Raw genomic sequence first — 19239 nt, 5'->3', positions numbered from 1 at the left:
AATATTTCATAGACCTCTTTCTTTATTGAAAGAGGTTTTTTATTTTCACAAAAAAAAGATATGATACAAAATATTATAAAAGGAGTTAAAGCCTATTTTGAGGCTTTTGGAATGATTTCAAAATTAAGATTATGGAAATATTTTATTATTCCGATGTTTATAAGCCTGTTAACAGCAACATTTGTTGGTTTTATGGCGTATACATTCTCCGATAATATTGGGCACTACGTAGCTAATTTTTGGAAGTGGGAATTTGGAAAACAGACTTTTGAGGTGATCAGTACTTTTATAAGTGGGCTACTAATTGCAGTAATTGGATTAGTGTTATATAAACATATTGTAATGGCGCTATCTGCACCTTTTATGAGTCCAGTTTCAGAAAAAATAGAAGACCATCTAAGAGGGGGAGATCATACACACAGAATTACTTCTTTTCAAGAGCAGCTAATAAGAGGAATACGAATAAACCTTAGAAATTTAACTAGAGAGTTATTGTTTACAATTCCTATTTTGTTACTTGGATTTATTCCAGTAATTGGTATTGTTTCAACCGTATTGTTATTTTTAATGCAAGCCTATTACGCAGGTTTCGGAAATATGGATTATACGCTTGAACGCCATTTTAAATACAGAGAAAGTATCAGTTTTGTAAAAGAGAATAAAGGATTAGCAATAGGAAACGGAATTATATTTATGCTGTTTTTACTAATTCCTATAATTGGAGTAATCCTTGTATTACCTTTATCTGTAACTGCAGCAACTACAGAAACTATTAAGAAAATACAGCTTAAAAAATTACCAGAATAAGTACTTTTGCACTTCAACAGAAACAAACACATGAAAGAACAATTTTACGCCTACATTCAAGAATTACAAGATACCATAACATCAACATTAGAAGCTATAGATGGTAAAGCCAAGTTTCAAGAAGATTTATGGGAACGTGCTGAAGGTGGAGGAGGTAGAACTCGTGTGATTGAAAATGGGAATATTTTTGAAAAAGGCGGCGTAAATATATCTAAAGTTTTTGGTGAGTTACCAGAAGCATTAAGAAAGCAGTTTGGTGTAGAAAGTGGAGATTTTTTTGCTTGCGGATTAAGTTTAGTAATACATCCAAAGAATCCGTTTGTACCAACCGTACATGCTAACTGGCGATATTTTGAAATGTATGATGGAGAAGGAAACATAGTTACACAATGGTTTGGTGGCGGACAAGATTTAACTCCGTATTATTTATTTGAAGAAGACGCAGTACATTTTCATAGTGTTTGTAAAGAAGCTTGTGATAAACACGATTCAGAATTTTATCCGAAATTTAAAGAGACCTGTGACAACTATTTTTGGAATACTCATCGAAATGAAGCACGCGGTTTAGGAGGTTTGTTCTTTGACTATTTAAAAGAAACAGAAGAGTTCTCTATACAAGATCGATATGATTTTGTTACCGAAGTAGGAAACAGCTTTTTAAACTCGTATATGCCGATTGTAGAGAGAAGAAAAGAGATAGTTTATACTCAAGAGCATAAAGATTGGCAAGAAGTACGTCGTGGTCGTTATGTGGAGTTTAATTTAGTACATGATAGAGGAACATTGTTTGGTTTAAAAACCAACGGACGTATTGAAAGTATTTTAATGAGTTTACCGCCTACTGTACAATGGAAATACAATCATCATCCAGAAGAAGGTTCTGAAGAAGCTAAACTATTAGAAGTTTTAGCAAAACCTAAAAATTGGGTTTAAAATAAACAAAATATCATATAATTTTATAAAGGCAGAAAACTTGGGTTTTCTGTTTTTTTAGTTGCTATATTAACAATAAAAAGCCTCCCAGTTAAAGTCGAGAGGCGAACTTAAATGTTTTCACAACGGAATAATCCTTATTGTGAATTGATTTCAAAATTGTACTGCTAATATACACCTTTTTAAATTAGTCGATTACGGATTGTCGTATATCGAATAACTTTTTTTTACTTATTTTTAAATCATTAAGTAATTCGTTTCTTAATGAAGCAATTGCGACTTCTTCCTCTTAAAGATAAAAATATTGTATCATAAGTTCACTCTTGTGTTGTGAACTAGTATAAAAAAGCGAAATAAAATGACTAAAAAAATTCTAGGTTTAGATTTAGGTACCAACTCAATTGGTTGGGCGTTGGTAGAAAGCGATTTTGAAAAAAAAGAAGGAAAAGTTATAGATAATGGCGTGCGAATTATTCCGATGGATAAAGGAACTATGAATAATTTTGGTACTGGGCAATCAATTTCTCAAACAGCAGACAGAACAGCTTACAGAGGTGTACGACGACTTTACGAAAGAGATAATTTAAGAAGAGACCGTTTGCATAGAGTACTAAATATTCTTCAGTTTTTACCAGATCATTATGCGAATACAATTGATTTTAAAAAACAATTAGGTCAATTTAAAAAAGGGCAAGAGGTTAAGTTAAATTACAGACCTAACCCAGAAGGAAAAGATGAATTTATATTTCAAAAATCATTTTTAGAAATGGTTACTGAATTTAAAAAAGAGCAACCTCAATTGTTTTACACAAATAAAAGCGGAAGAGAAACAAAGATTCCTTATGATTGGACGATCTATTACCTGCGTAAAAAAGCCTTAACTCAAAAGATTGAAAAAGAAGAACTAGCTTGGTTGCTTTTAAATTTTAATCAAAAAAGGGGATATTATCAACTACGTGGTGAAGAAGAAGAAAACAGTGGTAAAAATGAAGAGTTTTATGCTTTAAAAGTTGTAGAAATTGAAGAAACCCAAGATAAAAATGCAAAAGGAGTTTGGTATAATGTGCAGTTAGAAAATGGATTTGTTTACAAAAGGCAAAGTAAAGAGTCATTAGATAGCTGGATTGGTAAAGTAAAAGAGTTTATAGTTACGACTCAGTTAGAAAAGGATGGGAAACCTAAACTAGATAAAGAAGGAAATATAAAACGTAGTTTTAGAATGCCTAAAGAAGATGACTGGAACCTTGTAAAGAAAAAAACAGAACAAGATATTAATAATTCTAACAAAACAGTAGGGGCTTTTATTTACGATTTCTTACTTAAGAATCCATCTCAAAAGGTAAATGGAAAATTAATAAAAACCATTGAGCGTAAATACTATAAAGAAGAACTGGAAAAAATATTAAAAACTCAAATAGGATTCCATACAGAGTTAAAAGACACGAATCTTTACATTCAATGTGTTAAAGAACTATATTCTAAAAACGAAGCGCATCAAAATAATATATGCAGCAAAAAGAAAGATGAAATGTTTCGTTACTTATTTATGGACGATATTATTTTTTATCAACGTCCATTAAAAAGTAAAAAATCGAATATAGCTTCTTGTCCTTACGAAAACAGGGTATTTATTAAAGAAGGTGAGAAAATAACACAAGGTTTAAAAGTCATATCAAAATCACACCCTTATTTTATTGAGTTTAGATTGTGGCAATTTATTCATAATCTAAAAATTTATAAGATAGGAGAAGAAAAAGATATTGATGTTACTTCTCAGTTTTTAGCAACTGAAAAGGATGTTGCTGATTTATACGATTTCTTAAATGATAAAAAAGAAATAGAGCAGAAAAATATCATCAAATATTTTATTGATTTAAAAAAGATTGATAAAAAAGAGAAAGATATATATAGATGGAATTACGTGGTTGATAAAAAATATCCGATGAACCCAACCCGCAATAGTATCTTAACTCGACTCAAGAAAGTAAGAAACATCAACGTTTTTAAGTTTTTAACATCAGAAATAGAGCTACAATTATGGCATATTATTTATTCGGTAACTGATAAAAAAGAGTTTGAAACTGCTTTAGGAAATTTTGCCATGAAACAAGAATTAGATAAAAATTCTTTTGTTGAGGCATTTAAAAAACATCCACCGTACTCATCAGATTACGGAGCTTATTCAGGAAAAGCAATAAAAAAAATACTTCCTTTAATGCGTAGAGGTAAATATTGGAATGAAAAGACTATTTCAGAAAAAGTAAAAGATTTTGTTTCCGAAATTTATGAACGTATCAAACATCTTAAGTTCGAAAATATACAAGAAGAAAATTTAAATAAAGCTATTGAGTTGGTTAGTGATGATGCTATATCAAAACAATTTATCAAAAGTTTTTTAAAACATTCTATAGATAATCCATTAACAGGGTTAAATACTTACCAAGCATGTTACGCTGTTTACCAAAGGCATTCAGAAGCCTCATTAATTACGCAATGGAAAATACCTAAAGATATTGATAGTTATTTAGAAAAGTTTAGGCAACATAGTTTAAAAAATCCAATTGTAGAACAAGTAGCTTTAGAAACGTTACGAACTGTTAGAGACATTTGGCGCTACAATTTGAGTATAGACAAAGAATTTAAGTTTAGTGAAATTCATGTAGAGTTAGGAAGAGATATTAAAAACTCTAAAGATAAGCGTAAACGCATTTCTCAAAAACAAAATCAAAACGAAAACACAAACAATAGAGTTAAATTATTACTAGAAGAAATGTACAAAGATGGTGCTCGATCATATTCTCCCAGTCATCAAGAAATATTAAAAATATACGAAGAAGGGGTTACACAAAATCCACAAGCATCTTATAATAAAGTAAAGGAAGATGAAATAGAAAAAATTAAAAAAAATACTAACCCTAGTGCTACAGACATCAAAAGATATAAATTGTGGTTAGAACAAGGGTATATTTCTCCATATACGGGCAAACCAATTTCCATAAGTAAGTTATTTACACACGAATATCAAATAGAGCATATTATTCCCCAATCACGTTATTTTGACGATTCATTTAGCAACAAAGTAATTTGTGAAGCTAGTATTAATGAAGATAAAAGTAATAAAACTGCCTATGAATATTTAAAAGCAAAAGGAGGAAGTATAGTACATGGGATAAAATTATTAACTTTAAGTGAGTATGAAAATCATTGCACCCAATACTTTAAAAAGAACCGAACAAAACTTAAAAATCTATTAAGTGAGAAAATACCTGAAGGGTTTATTAACAGGCAATTAAATGATAGTAGGTATATAGCTAAGTTTATAAAAGGAATACTTAGTAATATTGTTAGAGAAGAAGGTGAGAAAGAGGCTACCTCTAAAAATCTTATTTCTGTTTCTGGAGCTATCACTTCAAAGCTCAAACATGACTGGGGATTAAATGAGCAATGGAATAAATTGATTCAACCACGCTTTGAACGACTTAACCTTCTCAACAACTCCAACCAATATGGATATTTAGATTATCAGAAAGATAGGGAAGGAAATAATATTGGTAAACAATTTTTTAGATTAGTTACACCAACTGGAGTTAATAAAAAACGAATAGACCATAGACACCATACACTTGATGCAATAGTAATTGCTTGTTGTACAAGAGATCATATTAATTACATTACCTCATTAGAAACCGAAAGAAAAAATCATAAGCTAGTTTCTAAATTATGTAATCTTAAAAAAGTAGCTCGTAAAAGAAATGGAAATACAGAAACTATTGAAGTTTTTAATTCATATAAAAAACCTTGGGAAAATTTTACAACCGATGTTTTATATAGCTTAGAAAAAACAATTGTAAGTTTTAAGAAAAACACAAGAGTAATAACCAAAACCAATAATAAAACTTGGCAATGGGTAAAAGATAAAAAAGGAAGTCTAAATAAACAACTAGTTCTACAAATAAAAGGAGATAATAGAGCAATTCGTAAACCATTACATAAAGAAACGGTTTATGGGAAGGTGTATATAAAGGAAAAGAAAAAGAGGCTTTCGAGTGTTAAAAATTTTATTGAACACCCTGAACTTATAATAAACAAAACAATTAGAGAAAAAGTAAAAGCTTTAAATAAATTGTATGATTCAGATAAAAAGAAAATAGTAAAACATTTAAAAGAGAATCCTATTGAGCAAGATGGTAAAAAAATAGATAAAATAGAAGTTAGGGAATGGACGAAAAACGCCACAGCTTATAGAGTTAAATTATCTGATTCGTTTACCAGAAAACAATTAGAATCTATTACAGATTATGGCATTCAAAAAATACTTGAAAAGCACGTTAAAAAATATATAGATGAGAATGGAAAAGAACGATTTGATTTGGCGTTTAATCCTGAAGGAGTTGATACATTAAATAAAAATATTATAGAATTTAACAATGGTAAAAAGCACCAACCAATACATTCTGTTAGGATTTATGAAGAAGGAAGTAGATTTCAAGTTTCTACTAATGAGCAAAACGTAAATAAAACTAAAAAATATGTTGAGGCTGCAAAAGGTACTAACCTCTTTTTTGCGGTTTATTGGAATGCTAGTAAAAAAGAAAGAATATACGAGACCATTCCTTTAAAAGAAGTAATCGATTGGCAAAAATGGAGAGCAAAAAATATAGCTTTTAACGAACCTTTAATTCCAATTGATAAAGAAAAAGGAGAATTTTTATTCTTCATATCACCTAATGATTTGGTTTTTGTACCAACAAAAGAAGAACAAGACACTCCTAGTTTGGTTGATTTTTCTAATTTATCAAAAGAACAAGTTAATAGAGTATATAAGATGGTAAGTGCAACAAAAGGGGAATGTCATTTTGTATCTCAATATTATTCAAATAATATAATTTCTAATGAAAATGGATCGAATAATAAAAACGAAAGGGTTCAATTAAAAGATTTAAATGAACTTGATGAAAAAGGAAAGCCTAAAATGATAAAATCTATTTGTTGGAAATTAAAAGTTAATCGTTTGGGCATAATAGAAAAAGTAGAACGTTAAAAATTAGAAAGACTATGTTAAAAAGAACCATTTATATAGGAAGTCCAACATATTTAAAGCTAAAACACAATCAATTAGTTGTAGAGTGTCCAGAAACTAAAGATGTAAAAGGAACAATTCCTATAGAAGATATAGCCTTGTTAATGTTAGATCATCATCAAATAACTATATCTAACCAACTTATCAACCAATTGATGGGAAATGGCGTTGCATTAATACATTGTGACAATCATCATTTACCTAATGGATTAACGCTACCGCTTGTAGGGCATTCAGAACTTACTGAGCGATGGAGGCACCAATTACATAGTTCTATTCCTTTAAAAAAACAATTATGGAAGCAAACAGTTATTGCTAAAATAGAAAATCAAAAACAGTTATTGCAACGAAATAACAGCCCTTTTGAGGCTATGAATAGCTATTTAGAGAAAGTAACTTCTGGCGATGAAGCGAATATGGAAGGAAAAGCAGCGAATCACTATTGGAAGTATATTTTAACCGATTTTCAACGAGAACGTTTTGGTAATGCCCCAAATAATTATCTAAATTTTGGATATGCTGTTTTACGTAGTATTGTGGCACGTGCCATAGTAAGTAGTGGGATGTTGCCCGCACAAGGTATTTTTCATAAAAACAAATACAATCCGTACTGTTTAGCAGACGATGTAATGGAACCTTACCGTCCTTTTGTAGACAAACTAGTTTTAGAATATATAACACGATACCCTACGGAAGAAGAATTAAGTAAACAAGCCAAAACACATCTTTTACAAGTAGCTACTGAAGATGTACTTATTGATGAAAAGATACGTCCTTTAATGGTAGCGGTAACTACTACAACCGCTAGCTTGTACAAATGCTTTACAGGAGAAAGGCGCACTATTTTATACCCTAGTTTGGTATGAGTCAGCAACGTTACAATGCTTATAGAATTATGTGGATATTAGTATTATTTGATTTACCAACCGAAACAAAAACAGAACGAAAAGCAGCCAATGGTTTTAGAAAAAAATTACTAAACGATGGCTTTACCATGTTTCAATTTTCTATATACATACGGCATTGTGCGAGTAGAGAAAATAGTAAAGTACATGTAAAAAGAGTAAAAAGTATGCTGCCAAAACATGGAAAAGTGTGTATGTTTGAAATAACCGACAAACAATTTGAAATGATGGAAATTTTTCATGGTAGAAAAGAAATTCCGAAGCCAACGCCAGTACAACAATTAGAATTATTTTAATTTGTGTATTTCTATTAAATGCAAAAACCTCCCGAAAATAGGAGGTTTTAAAGATTTACCTTGTGATTGCTCACGTAAAAATACAATTTGAAATCAATTCACAACATATCTACTGAAGTATGTATCTGCATTTTTCTTGTGATTGCTCACGTAAAAATACAATTTGAAATCAATTCACAACCTGGTAAGGTCATAATTATATTTATTTTAACTTGTGATTGCTCACGTAAAAATACAATTTGAAATCAATTCACAACATATTACTTTATCTATAATGGACGAATACACTTGTGATTGCTCACGTAAAAATACAATTTGAAATCAATTCACAACAAATTTCCTAACCTAACTCTAGTAGAACCTCTTGTGATTGCTCACGTAAAAATACAATTTGAAATCAATTCACAACATACTAGCCATAACAGTGTGGTATTGTAAGCTTGTGATTGCTCACGTAAAAATACAATTTGAAATCAATTCACAACTTAGCGATATAAGAGTTAGACAAATAGAGACTTGTGATTGCTCACGTAAAAATACAATTTGAAATCAATTCACAACTGTAAGTTCCGTACTCACCATCTAACATTTCTTGTGATTGCTCACGTAAAAATACAATTTGAAATCAATTCACAACTGCCTTCTGCGTATTTATTTCCTAAAGGTCTTGTGATTGCTCACGTAAAAATACAATTTGAAATCAATTCACAACTAATCCAATATAAGGAAGCAAAAACAGCGACTTGTGATTGCTCACGTAAAAATACAATTTGAAATCAATTCACAACACATCTCCTTAGTGTTTAAAACGTCTGCTTCTTGTGATTGCTCACGTAAAAATACAATTTGAAATCAATTCACAACACATAACGTTGAGCATTGTATAATTCTTGCCTTGTGATTGCTCACGTAAAAATACAATTTGAAATCAATTCACAACGAGTTTTCTTTGCTATATGAATTATTACACCTTGTGATTGCTCACGTAAAAATACAATTTGAAATCAATTCACAACCAGTCTCCATTGTTTGGTTGTTTAACTTTTCTTGTGATTGCTCACGTAAAAATACAATTTGAAATCAATTCACAACAGCAAAGTTTTGGGTAAGCCAAGCTAGGAACTTGTGATTGCTCACGTAAAAATACAATTTGAAATCAATTCACAACTTATGGCAGCCTGATCATTTCCAGAAAAAGCTTGTGATTGCTCACGTAAAAATACAATTTGAAATCAATTCACAACTTGTTTTGTTTACACTCATATTTTCTATTGCTTGTGATTGCTCACGTAAAAATACAATTTGAAATCAATTCACAACTAACAGTTAGAAAAGCATCTACTTTGTATCCTTGTGATTGCTCACGTAAAAATACAATTTGAAATCAATTCACAACATTATTCAATTAAAGGTTCAGGGGAATTAACTTGTGATTGCTCACGTAAAAATACAATTTGAAATCAATTCACAACTCTTATCTCTAACCTTAACTACATGAGGTTCTTGTGATTGCTCACGTAAAAATACAATTTGAAATCAATTCACAACCTCAAGGAAGTCAATTTGTAGTTGGTACAACTTGTGATTGCTCACGTAAAAATACAATTTGAAATCAATTCACAACTTACTTGGGTAGATAATTCAGGAATTGAAACTTGTGATTGCTCACGTAAAAATACAATTTGAAATCAATTCACAACTCAATACCGAAAGTACAAGAACGGCTGAAGCTTGTGATTGCTCACGTAAAAATACAATTTGAAATCAATTCACAACTTGTTGATGAGGAGGAAGAATTGGAGGAAGCTTGTGATTGCTCACGTAAAAATACAATTTGAAATCAATTCACAACCATTTTTGTAAGAGAGTATTTTTCCGTCATCTTGTGATTGCTCACGTAAAAATACAATTTGAAATCAATTCACAACTTAATCCTAAATCTAAATTATGTTTAAATCTTGTGATTGCTCACGTAAAAATACAATTTGAAATCAATTCACAACTATATTGCAGAAGATAAAAGAAAAACTTCTCTTGTGATTGCTCACGTAAAAATACAATTTGAAATCAATTCACAACGATACCTGAAGCAATGGGACCCGATGATAACTTGTGATTGCTCACGTAAAAATACAATTTGAAATCAATTCACAACAGAGGGGGATAAGAAAGCAATAAGTATAATCTTGTGATTGCTCACGTAAAAATACAATTGTAAATAACTAAACCTACTTCCAAACAATATTTTTCTTGGTCAATTCATTGTTTACATTGTGAATATGGAAAAGACGTGCTTTTAATAACAACTTTCTTCCATTCATAGTTCGAGTATATACTAATTTAGATTTACCAAGATGTTTGTTCCAGCAAGATTGAAAAACTAGGCATTCTTTTTTACGAATACCAAAAATTTCAGGAACAGAAAAAAAGTTATGTAGCTTTAATTTTTTACGAAGCCAATTTGTTTTTATCAATAAATACTTAGGGTTATCAATAGGTTGGAGTAGCTCATCCAAAGCTTTTATAATTAAAGTACTCTCATATCTATTTGCTCCATGTATAGTACAAGAAACATTTCCTTTAGCTAGTAATTGAGTTTGAGTTTGTATTTTATCTAAAGGAGTTGTTAAATGATTTAATGTATTAAGAGATTCCAAGATTGCTAATGTCATTTTGTCTATTTTCTTATGAATTAATCCGAAGTATACATATAACTGTGCAGACTTGTAAATTTTATAACCAAAAGTTAACCCCAAAGCTGAAGACAAAGCAAAAAGGAAGTAAACGATCCCTTTTTGTAAGAGTACATTAAAGTTTTTTATGATAAATTCAGGAAGAAAAAAAGATAAACCAACAATAATTTCACCAACCGTGTACTTAACAATATCTTGATAGTATAACCTTTTCTGTTTGGGAAACTGCTTGTTCCTTTCATTATAAAAAGTAAGTTCTTTACTAATTTCTTTTCCATTGCTAATGGAACTTTTCCATTGTTTAGCAATCAAATTTCTGTTTTCAGAAAGCGCTAAGGTTTGTTTATTTAAACTATCAATATCTTCATCAATAAAATTAGCAGGAAGCTGTAAACGTTCAATCCCGTTAGAAATAACAGCTTTTTCATCATTAGAAATACCCAAAAAAGCATCGAAACGACGTGAAAGAATTTCAAAATCTCGTCCTCCCAACTCATCTGAAATATCAATACAAGCCAAATGCCAAATTAAGCCGACTTTATCAGGATCTTTACTATCTACTCTAATTGCACGACCACGCATTTGATTAGAAGTAACAAACGACCCCACAACTGACGCTAAAATTAAACTATTAATAGATGGAGCATCCCAACCTTCACCTAATAGTGATTTTGTTCCCACTAACACTTTGATATGTCCAAGTTCAAAAAGCTGCGTAATGACTTCAACAATACTATGTTTAGATGAGTTTTTAGTTGTAAGAGTTACAAACTCAGTGTCTGATTTTAAAGGAGTATAACTGTAGTTGTCAATAGCATCAATTAAACCAAGCTTAGCGATGATGCTACTATGAATAATTACTAAACTACCTGTAAGAACTGCTAAACTATTTTTATTTTTTGTAGCTATTCTAACATGATGAAAAATAGGAACAACACCCAGTTTTTTTATCTCTTGTATTTCAGGTAAAGTAGTGTTTAGATATTCTTTTCTAATATAGTCAGATAAAATAACACAACGTAAATCATCTTGTAAATTTCGTTGTTCTTGTTGAACAATTGTGGTAATACTTTTTAATTTACTAGGACTATTACTGAGTGATTTATATAAAAGTTCATTTCCTATTAAATTGACTTTATTTTTATTAAAAACAGCTAGTTTTCGAAGTCTTTTTTCCAAAGTATTAAGATAAGTTTCATATTCAATAAGCTTATCGCGATCAACAACTAGGAGATATTGAAATAAAACTTGAATCCATTCATTTGTTATTGAAGGGAAATCAATCTTTTCATTTTTATCAAAACCTAATACTTCTAATTTTTCAACAGGAATAACTTCTCTTGCTTCATGTAAGAAGATTAGCATTGAAGAAAAGAAATCAGAATACTTGTAAAGTTCTTCTAAATTTTCTTCAGTTTTAGCATAAAACCTGTGTTGTTTTAGAAAAAATATGAATTCTTTATCTTTTAAAATATCAGTAACAAACTGAGCTATTTTTAATCGAAAATTAGTAATAAAATTAATTTCCTGATCTTCAGGTTTGGATAGAAAAACTAAATCTTGGTGTGGACAAAGGTTTTGTTCTTTAACCAAATCAGGAACTACAATTTCATCGTCAATTTCTCCACATAGTTTAAAATATTTTTGAATTTCAGCATTTTCACTATCGTAGGGTGGAGTAGCAGTTAAAGCAACAACGGTTTGCATGTGTTGTTCTTTCAAATCAAACAAACATTTCCACCAAGCATTTTTTAAATGATGTGCTTCATCTAATAATAAAACTTCAATTTGATGCTCTTTAAAGAACTTGTAATAGTCTTCTTTAGTTTCAAAAGACTTATAAAAACTATGTAAAGCTTGATATGTAGAAAAGGTAATATCAGAAGGTTGCTTAATATCAAATGAAATCTGTTTGAAATTACAATCGGTAGTAAAAAAGTTTTGCAAACGATCTTCCCATTGGTTTCTAATGGTTAACGTGGGAGCTAAAATCAATGTTCTTTTACCTATTCTTTTAATAATTTCTATTCCTAAAATGGTTTTACCAGAACCTGGAGGTGCAACTATATGAAAATGATTGTCCTGTATATGAGAGGAGAAGTTTTGTAGCACTTTTGCTTGATACGGTCTCCAATCAAATAGGAAGTTAAGTTTGGTAATAGCTGTATTCAACAATTTTTAATTAGGTTAAAGAGTTCAAAAATAGAATTTTGAGTTAACAAACAAAAGTTTAATCTGATATTGGATTATTCGTAATAATATTTGTTTTTTACAGAGATAACAATAATCTATTTGTGGTTTTTAAGAATTGAATTGAGGATAATTTAATCAATAAAGAAGAAGTCAAAAATATTTAACGTATAAAATCATGAAAAAATCGTTGCTTTTTAGTAACTTCGCAAGCGTTTAAAATTATACACTATGGCTAGATACGAATTGAAGTTGCCTAAAATGGGCGAAAGCGTTGCAGAAGCAACAATAACTTCTTGGGTAAAAGAAGTTGGAGAGACTATTGATATAGATGATACCGTTGTTGAAGTAGCTACAGACAAAGTAGATAGCGAAGTACCTAGTGAAGTTGAAGGAACCTTAGTTGAAATCTTATTCGAAAAAGATGCTGTTGTAGAAGTAGGTGAAACTATTGCAATTATAGAAACGGAAGGAGAAGAAGGAGCAACAACTGATGCGTCTAAGAAAGAAGATGATACCCCAGAAACTGTAGCAGCAGTTGAAAAAACAGTTGAAGTAGCAAAAGAAACAGTTGCTACTACGATTGATACTTCATCAAGTGATCGTTTTTATTCTCCATTAGTAAAGAGTATTGCACAAACCGAAGGAATACCTGTAGAAGAGTTAGAAACTATAAAAGGAACAGGTAAAGAAGGAAGAGTTACTAAAAGTGATATTTTATCATATTTAGAAAATAGAGGAAGTCAACCAAAAGTTGCAGCATCAGCTTCAATAGAAAAGAAGTCAGCACCTCAATCAACACCAGCACCAACTCCTGTTTCATTAAGTGGTCAAGATGAAATTATAGAAATGAGCCGTATGGGGAAATTAGTCTCTAAACACATGGTTGACTCTATTCAAACATCAGCACACGTACAATCGTTTATTGAAATTGATGTAACTAATATTGTTAATTGGAGAAATAAGGTTAAAAATGCTTACCAACAAAGAGAAGGAGAGAAATTAACGTTTACACCAATATTTATGCAAGCTGTAGCTTCTACAATTAAGAAGCACCCTATGATAAATATTTCTGTTGATGGTGATAAAATCATTAAAAGAGGAAATGTAAACTTAGGAATGGCTGCAGCGCTACCTGATGGGAATTTAATTGTACCAGTAATTAAAAATGCTGATATGTTGAATTTAGTGGGTATGACTAAGCAAATAAATGATTTAGCAACTAGAGCTCGTGCTAATAAGTTAAAACCAGATGAAATTCAAGGAGGAACCTATACGGTAACTAATGTTGGAAGTTTTGGGAGTATTACAGGTACGCCAATAATAAACCAACCTCAAGTGGCAATTTTAGCTTTAGGAGCTATTGTTAAAAAACCTGCTGTTATTGAAACTCCAGAAGGAGATTTTATAGGAATCCGTCATAAGATGATTGTTTCACATTCTTACGATCATAGAGTGGTAAATGGAGCTTTAGGAGGCATGTTTATTAAAACATTAAAAGATATTTTAGAATCTTGGGATGTAAATCAAGATTTTTAATAAAAGCGATATAATATTTTAAAAGGCTTAGGTGAAAACCTAGGCCTTTTAATTATATATAGAAAGTAGTTGTAACAAAAACGACATTTTAATAATAGATATAATGCTTATTTTAAGGAAATGTTTTTTATCAACATCATTAATTAATAGAGGTATTCTAAAAATAAATTTCTATAATTTATAGAAATGATTTATGATTTCTATTATATTTGAGAAAAATAAAAAATTATGAGTAAATTAGAAAACCTTAAAAAATTTAAAATAGCTAAAGAAGAAGCAAAATCTATTAATGGAGGGAATGTAGACCCTCATGCTTTAGTATGTTTTTCGTATAGAAGTTATTTAGGAAAATTTGAAAGATGTAGATCTGGTTATAGGTGTATAGAAGATGATATAAGGGATTATGTTCAACTTTTTTGTTAATCACAAAATCTATTTTAAATAAAAAAAGTTTAGGAGAATATTCTAAACTTTTTTATTTATAGAGCATAAACTAGTTTCTACAAAGTTAAATCAATTTCTTCTGAAAATGTTTTAATAGATATTTTCAGGAAAAGTTACAGGAGGAGCTGATGGGGATATTACAGGAGCTATGGATATAGATAGAGGTTCAGGGATACCTTTAGAGTCAAAGATTAATATGACAATGAAGATTCAAGGACGAGATGCAACAACAAATATGACGACTAAGTTTACCAAAGGTTAAAATAGAATACATAATTATTTAGAAAGCTCAGAATTTATTCTGAGCTTTTTTATGTTTTAAAAATAGTTAAAATACTTACCTTAAGTAGTTTAAAATTTGTTAAATTTGTAAAACTCTCATTATACTTCTCATAAAAGGGCTAGTTTATGATACTTTTCTTAAGCGAATCCTTGAAAATTACATTTTTTCAATCATAACTAAATCTTACTATTATGAAAACAGTTAAACTTAAGTTATTAATGGGATTTCTATTGTTTATGGCTATTCCAACTACTATCTTTTCACAAGAAGATAATCAACGTCCTGAATATATTACGGTCACAACAGGGCATTGGAACCTTAATTATGAAAATTTTGATAAAGGAGAATGGATTGCTACGGAAAAAGAATTTTTAGATAAAGTTGTAAAAAAGAATGAGTTTATTCTAAGATCATTTGTGTTTTTACATCGATTTACACCAGATAATACAGAGATAATTTTTGTAACTACGTATTCTTCTTGGGATAATATTGATAAAGCTAACCAAAGAAGTGGTGAATTAGCAAAAGAAGCTTGGCCAGATAAAGATAAAAGAGAAGCATATTTTAAGAAAAAAGATGCCTATTATACACATCATCATTCAGATGAGATTTATGCACCTATTGGAGGAGTAAAGATGTTACAACCTACCAATAAAGAAATGATTTGGTTAGTAGTAAAAGGACATTTTGCATTTCCAGAAGATGGCTCTATGGAAGAGTTTGAAGAATTATCTAAACAATATTTAGATAACGTTATTCAAAAAAATGAATTTATAAAAGGATTTTACCAACATGCACATGCTTGGGGATCTGATAGAACAGAGTATACCAGAGCTTATGTAATAGAGTCAATGGGAGGTTTAGATAAAATGGGAAAAAGAAGTAATGAGCTTTATAGAGAACATTGGTCTGATGAAGCAAAAAGAAAAGAGTTTGGAAAGAAAATGAGTAAATATTTTACCGGTAAACATGGTGATTATATTTATACATCAGTACCAGAACTAACCAAATAAAAAGAAAAGAGCTCAGAAATTTCTGAGCTCTTATTTTTTATGAAAAAACCACCAATTCATATCTCTTGTTAGTTTATACCCTAACTTTTCATAAAGCTGTATTGCAGGGTTTCCTTTGTTGGTATGTAAAATAGGATGTTTTCCATCTTTTAAAATCTCTTTAGTAACGTGTTGAGAAAGTTGTTTAGCTAATCCTTTTCTAGTATACTTAGGATGAGTAACTACAGCGCTAACCTCAATAAAATTGTTAGTTTGTATACGTTGTCCTGTTACAGCAACAAGCATATTATCTTTAAAAACACCAAAATACTTTCCCATGTCAAATGTTCTTTTTTTATAGTATCCAGGCATTACTAACCATACTAGCTTGTAAATTTTATCAACATGTTTTTCTGTTAATGGTATAATTTCTTCGGTAATATCTAATTCGGTTACATTCTCTAATACCATTTGACAACCATCAATCTTTTTATACAAAAGAATGTTGTCTTTGTTATAAGTAGGAATTTCTTTTTCAGAGACTAAAAAGAATTGATCAGTCAGTTTTGAGTATTCATCTAAAGCTTCCGTAGTTTTTGAAGCATCCGTAAAAGCACCAAATGGACAAATTGTAGGGTTGTAAAATTTTACATCATCATAATTAATAGCAAAGTTTTCATGTGTTTCACACAACGAATGCCAAACAGGATTTTCAAGTTTATTATTCATTATAAATATTGGTTAAAGCAGTTTTTAAGTTTGGAAAAATAAAATTATAAGTATTACTTGTTTTTTCAGAGGAAACTTTACTTCCTTTTAATAAAATATAAGCCATTTCACCCAAAGCAGTTTTTAAAATAAAAGAAGGAGCATTCATAGGAAGCACCAGTTTATTAATAACACTTCCAAGTATTTTAGTGAAATTTTCATTGGTTTGATGTTCAGGAGCAATAGCATTAAAAACCCCAGTAAAGTTCTTGTCTTCTATTGCTTTTATATAAAGATTACACAAATCATCAATATGAATCCAGGGCATGTATTGTTTACCATTACCTAAAGCAGATAAAAATAAAGGTGTGTTCATTTTTTGTAAGGCTCCGCCTTTTTTTGAAAGTACAATGCCAGTTCGTAAAATAGTTACGGGAATGTCTATTTGCTCAAATTGATGAGCAGCTTCTTCCCATTTTATACAAATTTTAGAGATAAAATCATTTTCAGGCTTATCTTTTTCTGTAAATACTTTATCAGAAGTAACAGCTCCATAATACCCTACGCCAGATGCAGAAATAATTTTTTTAAGAGGTATTTGATATTCCTGAGTTTTATTGAACAATAAATTTGCAGTTTTTACACGACTATCAATTAATTCTTTTTTTCGATTGTTAGTCCAGCGTTTATCCGCAATTCCAGCTCCTGCTAAATGAATAATATAATTTACGTTGGTAAAAGCATCTTTATCGATAAAACTTTCTTCAACATTCCAACGAAATTCATTGTCCTTTTTAGGAGTTCTAGTAAGAATATTTACCACATGTCCTTCACTAGTTAACTTTTTAGTTAACTCTTTTCCAATTAAACCAGTTCCGCCTGTAATTAATATAGTAGCCATAGTACTCAAAAATAAACATTCATTTTTAAAAAAACTAAGGGACGAAAGAAGAGGATTAAAAAATAAGAGCTACAATCCTTGTAAAATAAGGTGGTTGTGAATTTTTATAAAAAAAAGTTAAAAAATGAAAACCAAGATTATCATTTTCTCGTAAGTAAGGTTGAATGAGTAATTAACTTTAAAATTTACAACCATGAAAAAAATGAAATTAATTATTGGAGCTAGCGCTTTAGCATTAATAGGAATAATGTTATTAGCAGCTGATCATATTGACGCTCCAGACGTAACAGGAGGGTCAAGTGATATTACAGACTTTTATGCTTTCCAAGGAGAAAATATAAGTAACCTTGTGTTTGTAGCAAATATTCAAGGATTACTAAGTCCATCGGCTACAGCAGCAGCAAGTTTTGATGAAAATGTATTGATTGAGTTTAATATTGATAATACTGGTGATAATGTTGAAGATTTGGTAATTCAAGCAATTCCAAGAGATGGAAAAATGTACTTTTTTGGTCCATACAATCCATCAATTACTGGTTTAAGTAGCATGTTACCACAAGATGGATCAGAGTATGGAGTTTCTATAACTCCTTATGGATCTAATGCTATTATTGGTAGTAAAGGGGGGATGCAGTTTTTTGCAGGACCTAGAGATGATCCTTTCTTTATGGATTTTGCTCAGTATGGTGAAATTATAGCTGGAAATGCAGGTGGTTTTAACGACCCAGGAGCAGACACTTTTGCGGGTACTAATGTATTATCAGTAGCAGTAGAAGTTCCAAAATCTATGATTGGAGGCTCAGGAACCATTAATACTTGGGTAGAAACAAAAACAAAGCAGTAGAAACAATCAACTTTAAAAATAAAAGATATGAAACTTAACAATATAAAAATCGTAGCAATTTCAATCCTATCAATTTTTGCTTTAGCAAGTTGTAGTGATGATGATAATAATATACCGCCAATGGCTTCTATTGATTTTTCAGGAAGCTATATGCAAAAAGATCAAATGGGTAGACCAGCAGTAAATACAGTTTTTGTAAATAGTGATATGAAAGATGCATTTAATGTAACTATACCGTCAGAGCAAGGAGCAAATTTTGCTGTAATGTTTGAAACGAATTTAAAAGCATTAAGCCCTGCTTATGCAAATGATGGAGATACGAATGCATTAGGTTTAGACGCAGCAACTTTTGCTGGTGTATTGGCAACTGATGTATTAACTGTGTCGTTAGATGGTACAACAACTTTTTATGATGGAACGAATGTGTTAACAGGTAGAGCTTTGGCAGATGATGTAATTACCGTTGAATTATTATTGATTTTCGGAGGAGAAGATTTTTCTGAAAACCCAACATTGTCAGACGATAATGTAGATGCAAATGACAAAGACTTTTTAAGTTCTTTTCCATACTTGGCTAGTCCTTGGTAAAAAAGGAATGATTAAACCTCCTAGAATTAAAATTGG

General features: G+C 30.3%; 12 protein-coding genes, 1 pseudogene and 1 CRISPR repeat array. Of the genes and pseudogenes, 10 read left to right on the top strand and 3 right to left on the bottom strand.

The features are described from left to right. Nucleotides 1-60 precede the first annotated feature (60 nt). The 5 genes from C7448_RS09895 to cas2 all read left to right on the top strand — a co-directional run bounded on the left by C7448_RS09895 (nucleotide 61) and on the right by cas2 (nucleotide 8021). Nucleotides 61-807 (top strand): EI24 domain-containing protein, encoded by a 747-nt coding sequence (locus C7448_RS09895; RefSeq protein ID WP_115901208.1) that lies wholly within the window; start codon nucleotides 61-63, stop codon nucleotides 805-807. Nucleotides 808-837: 30 nt separating this feature from the next. Continuing rightward, complete coding sequence (gene hemF, locus C7448_RS09890) at nucleotides 838-1740, top strand: oxygen-dependent coproporphyrinogen oxidase (RefSeq protein ID WP_115901207.1); 903 nt, start codon at nucleotides 838-840, stop codon at nucleotides 1738-1740. Nucleotides 1741-2098: 358 nt separating this feature from the next. Further along, nucleotides 2099-6781, top strand: coding sequence for a type II CRISPR RNA-guided endonuclease Cas9 (gene cas9 / locus C7448_RS09885; protein WP_115901206.1), 4683 nt, complete (start codon nucleotides 2099-2101; stop codon nucleotides 6779-6781). 14 nt (nucleotides 6782-6795) lie between these two features. Beyond that, a complete protein-coding gene (gene cas1, locus C7448_RS09880; protein ID WP_115901205.1) occupies nucleotides 6796-7686 on the top strand; it encodes a type II CRISPR-associated endonuclease Cas1 in 891 nt (296 codons plus the stop codon). Continuing rightward, entirely contained in the window at nucleotides 7683-8021 is a 339-nt protein-coding gene (gene cas2, locus C7448_RS09875) for a CRISPR-associated endonuclease Cas2 (protein WP_115901204.1), read from the top strand. Before cas1 ends, cas2 begins: the two co-directional genes overlap by 4 nt. A gap of 59 nt (nucleotides 8022-8080) precedes the next feature. Beyond that, a CRISPR array of direct repeats spans nucleotides 8081-10252; the repeat unit is 46 nt; unit sequence CTTGTGATTGCTCACGTAAAAATACAATTTGAAATCAATTCACAAC. Nucleotides 10253-12391: 2139 nt separating this feature from the next. On the opposite strand, the pseudogene C7448_RS16220 reads toward cas2, so the two are convergent. Beyond that, a pseudogene (locus C7448_RS16220) lies at nucleotides 12392-12886 on the bottom strand (DEAD/DEAH box helicase); the annotation flags it as partial. A gap of 249 nt (nucleotides 12887-13135) precedes the next feature. Here C7448_RS16220 and C7448_RS09865 point away from each other — a divergent pair. The 3 genes from C7448_RS09865 to C7448_RS09855 all read left to right on the top strand — a co-directional run bounded on the left by C7448_RS09865 (nucleotide 13136) and on the right by C7448_RS09855 (nucleotide 16183). Beyond that, a complete protein-coding gene (locus tag C7448_RS09865) occupies nucleotides 13136-14443 on the top strand; it encodes a dihydrolipoamide acetyltransferase family protein (RefSeq protein ID WP_115901203.1) in 1308 nt (435 codons plus the stop codon). A gap of 228 nt (nucleotides 14444-14671) precedes the next feature. Next, a complete protein-coding gene (locus tag C7448_RS09860) occupies nucleotides 14672-14866 on the top strand; it encodes a hypothetical protein (RefSeq protein WP_115901202.1) in 195 nt (64 codons plus the stop codon). Between the two features lie 495 nt (nucleotides 14867-15361). After that, nucleotides 15362-16183 carry a hypothetical protein gene (locus tag C7448_RS09855; RefSeq protein ID WP_115901201.1) on the top strand — a complete coding sequence of 274 codons (822 nt, stop codon included), beginning with the start codon at nucleotides 15362-15364 and terminating at the stop codon, nucleotides 16181-16183. Nucleotides 16184-16213: 30 nt separating this feature from the next. On the opposite strand, the gene C7448_RS09850 is transcribed toward C7448_RS09855, so the two are convergent. Continuing rightward, nucleotides 16214-16891: a GNAT family N-acetyltransferase gene (locus tag C7448_RS09850; protein ID WP_115901200.1), complete on the bottom strand. Its 678-nt coding sequence runs from the start codon at nucleotides 16889-16891 to the stop codon at nucleotides 16214-16216. Next, nucleotides 16884-17771, bottom strand: coding sequence for a TIGR01777 family oxidoreductase (locus C7448_RS09845; protein ID WP_115901199.1), 888 nt, complete (start codon nucleotides 17769-17771; stop codon nucleotides 16884-16886). The genes C7448_RS09850 and C7448_RS09845 overlap by 8 nt, the downstream gene beginning before the upstream one ends. Before the next feature lie 193 nt (nucleotides 17772-17964). On the opposite strand from C7448_RS09845, the gene C7448_RS16185 reads away from it, so the two are divergent. Together C7448_RS16185 and C7448_RS16180 are read left to right on the top strand one after the other, a co-directional pair. Continuing rightward, nucleotides 17965-18615 (top strand): DUF4331 family protein, encoded by a 651-nt coding sequence (locus tag C7448_RS16185; protein ID WP_115901198.1) that lies wholly within the window; start codon nucleotides 17965-17967, stop codon nucleotides 18613-18615. A gap of 27 nt (nucleotides 18616-18642) precedes the next feature. Continuing rightward, the gene (locus C7448_RS16180; protein ID WP_115901197.1) at nucleotides 18643-19203 is read left to right on the top strand and encodes a DUF4331 family protein; all 561 of its coding nucleotides are present in this window, start codon (nucleotides 18643-18645) and stop codon (nucleotides 19201-19203) included. Nucleotides 19204-19239 lie beyond the last annotated feature (36 nt).

Source organism: Tenacibaculum gallaicum (genome assembly GCF_003387615.1).
GTDB lineage: Bacteria > Bacteroidota > Bacteroidia > Flavobacteriales > Flavobacteriaceae > Polaribacter > Polaribacter gallaicus.
This window is presented reverse-complemented; position numbering and strand designations above follow the sequence as displayed.

Excerpts from the sequence above, each read along its gene's own strand:
- C7448_RS09895 (WP_115901208.1), top strand. The coding sequence starts at position 61 with ATGATACAAAATATTATAAAAGGAGTTAAAGCCTATTTTGAGGCTTTT.
- hemF (WP_115901207.1), top strand. The coding sequence starts at position 838 with ATGAAAGAACAATTTTACGCCTACATTCAAGAATTACAAGATACCATA.
- cas9 (WP_115901206.1), top strand. The coding sequence starts at position 2,099 with ATGACTAAAAAAATTCTAGGTTTAGATTTAGGTACCAACTCAATTGGT.
- cas1 (WP_115901205.1), top strand. The coding sequence starts at position 6,796 with ATGTTAAAAAGAACCATTTATATAGGAAGTCCAACATATTTAAAGCTA.
- cas2 (WP_115901204.1), top strand. The coding sequence starts at position 7,683 with ATGAGTCAGCAACGTTACAATGCTTATAGAATTATGTGGATATTAGTA.
- C7448_RS09865 (WP_115901203.1), top strand. The coding sequence starts at position 13,136 with ATGGCTAGATACGAATTGAAGTTGCCTAAAATGGGCGAAAGCGTTGCA.
- C7448_RS09860 (WP_115901202.1), top strand. The coding sequence starts at position 14,672 with ATGAGTAAATTAGAAAACCTTAAAAAATTTAAAATAGCTAAAGAAGAA.
- C7448_RS09855 (WP_115901201.1), top strand. The coding sequence starts at position 15,362 with ATGAAAACAGTTAAACTTAAGTTATTAATGGGATTTCTATTGTTTATG.
- C7448_RS09850 (WP_115901200.1), bottom strand. The coding sequence starts at position 16,891 with ATGAATAATAAACTTGAAAATCCTGTTTGGCATTCGTTGTGTGAAACA.
- C7448_RS09845 (WP_115901199.1), bottom strand. The coding sequence starts at position 17,771 with ATGGCTACTATATTAATTACAGGCGGAACTGGTTTAATTGGAAAAGAG.
- C7448_RS16185 (WP_115901198.1), top strand. The coding sequence starts at position 17,965 with ATGAAAAAAATGAAATTAATTATTGGAGCTAGCGCTTTAGCATTAATA.
- C7448_RS16180 (WP_115901197.1), top strand. The coding sequence starts at position 18,643 with ATGAAACTTAACAATATAAAAATCGTAGCAATTTCAATCCTATCAATT.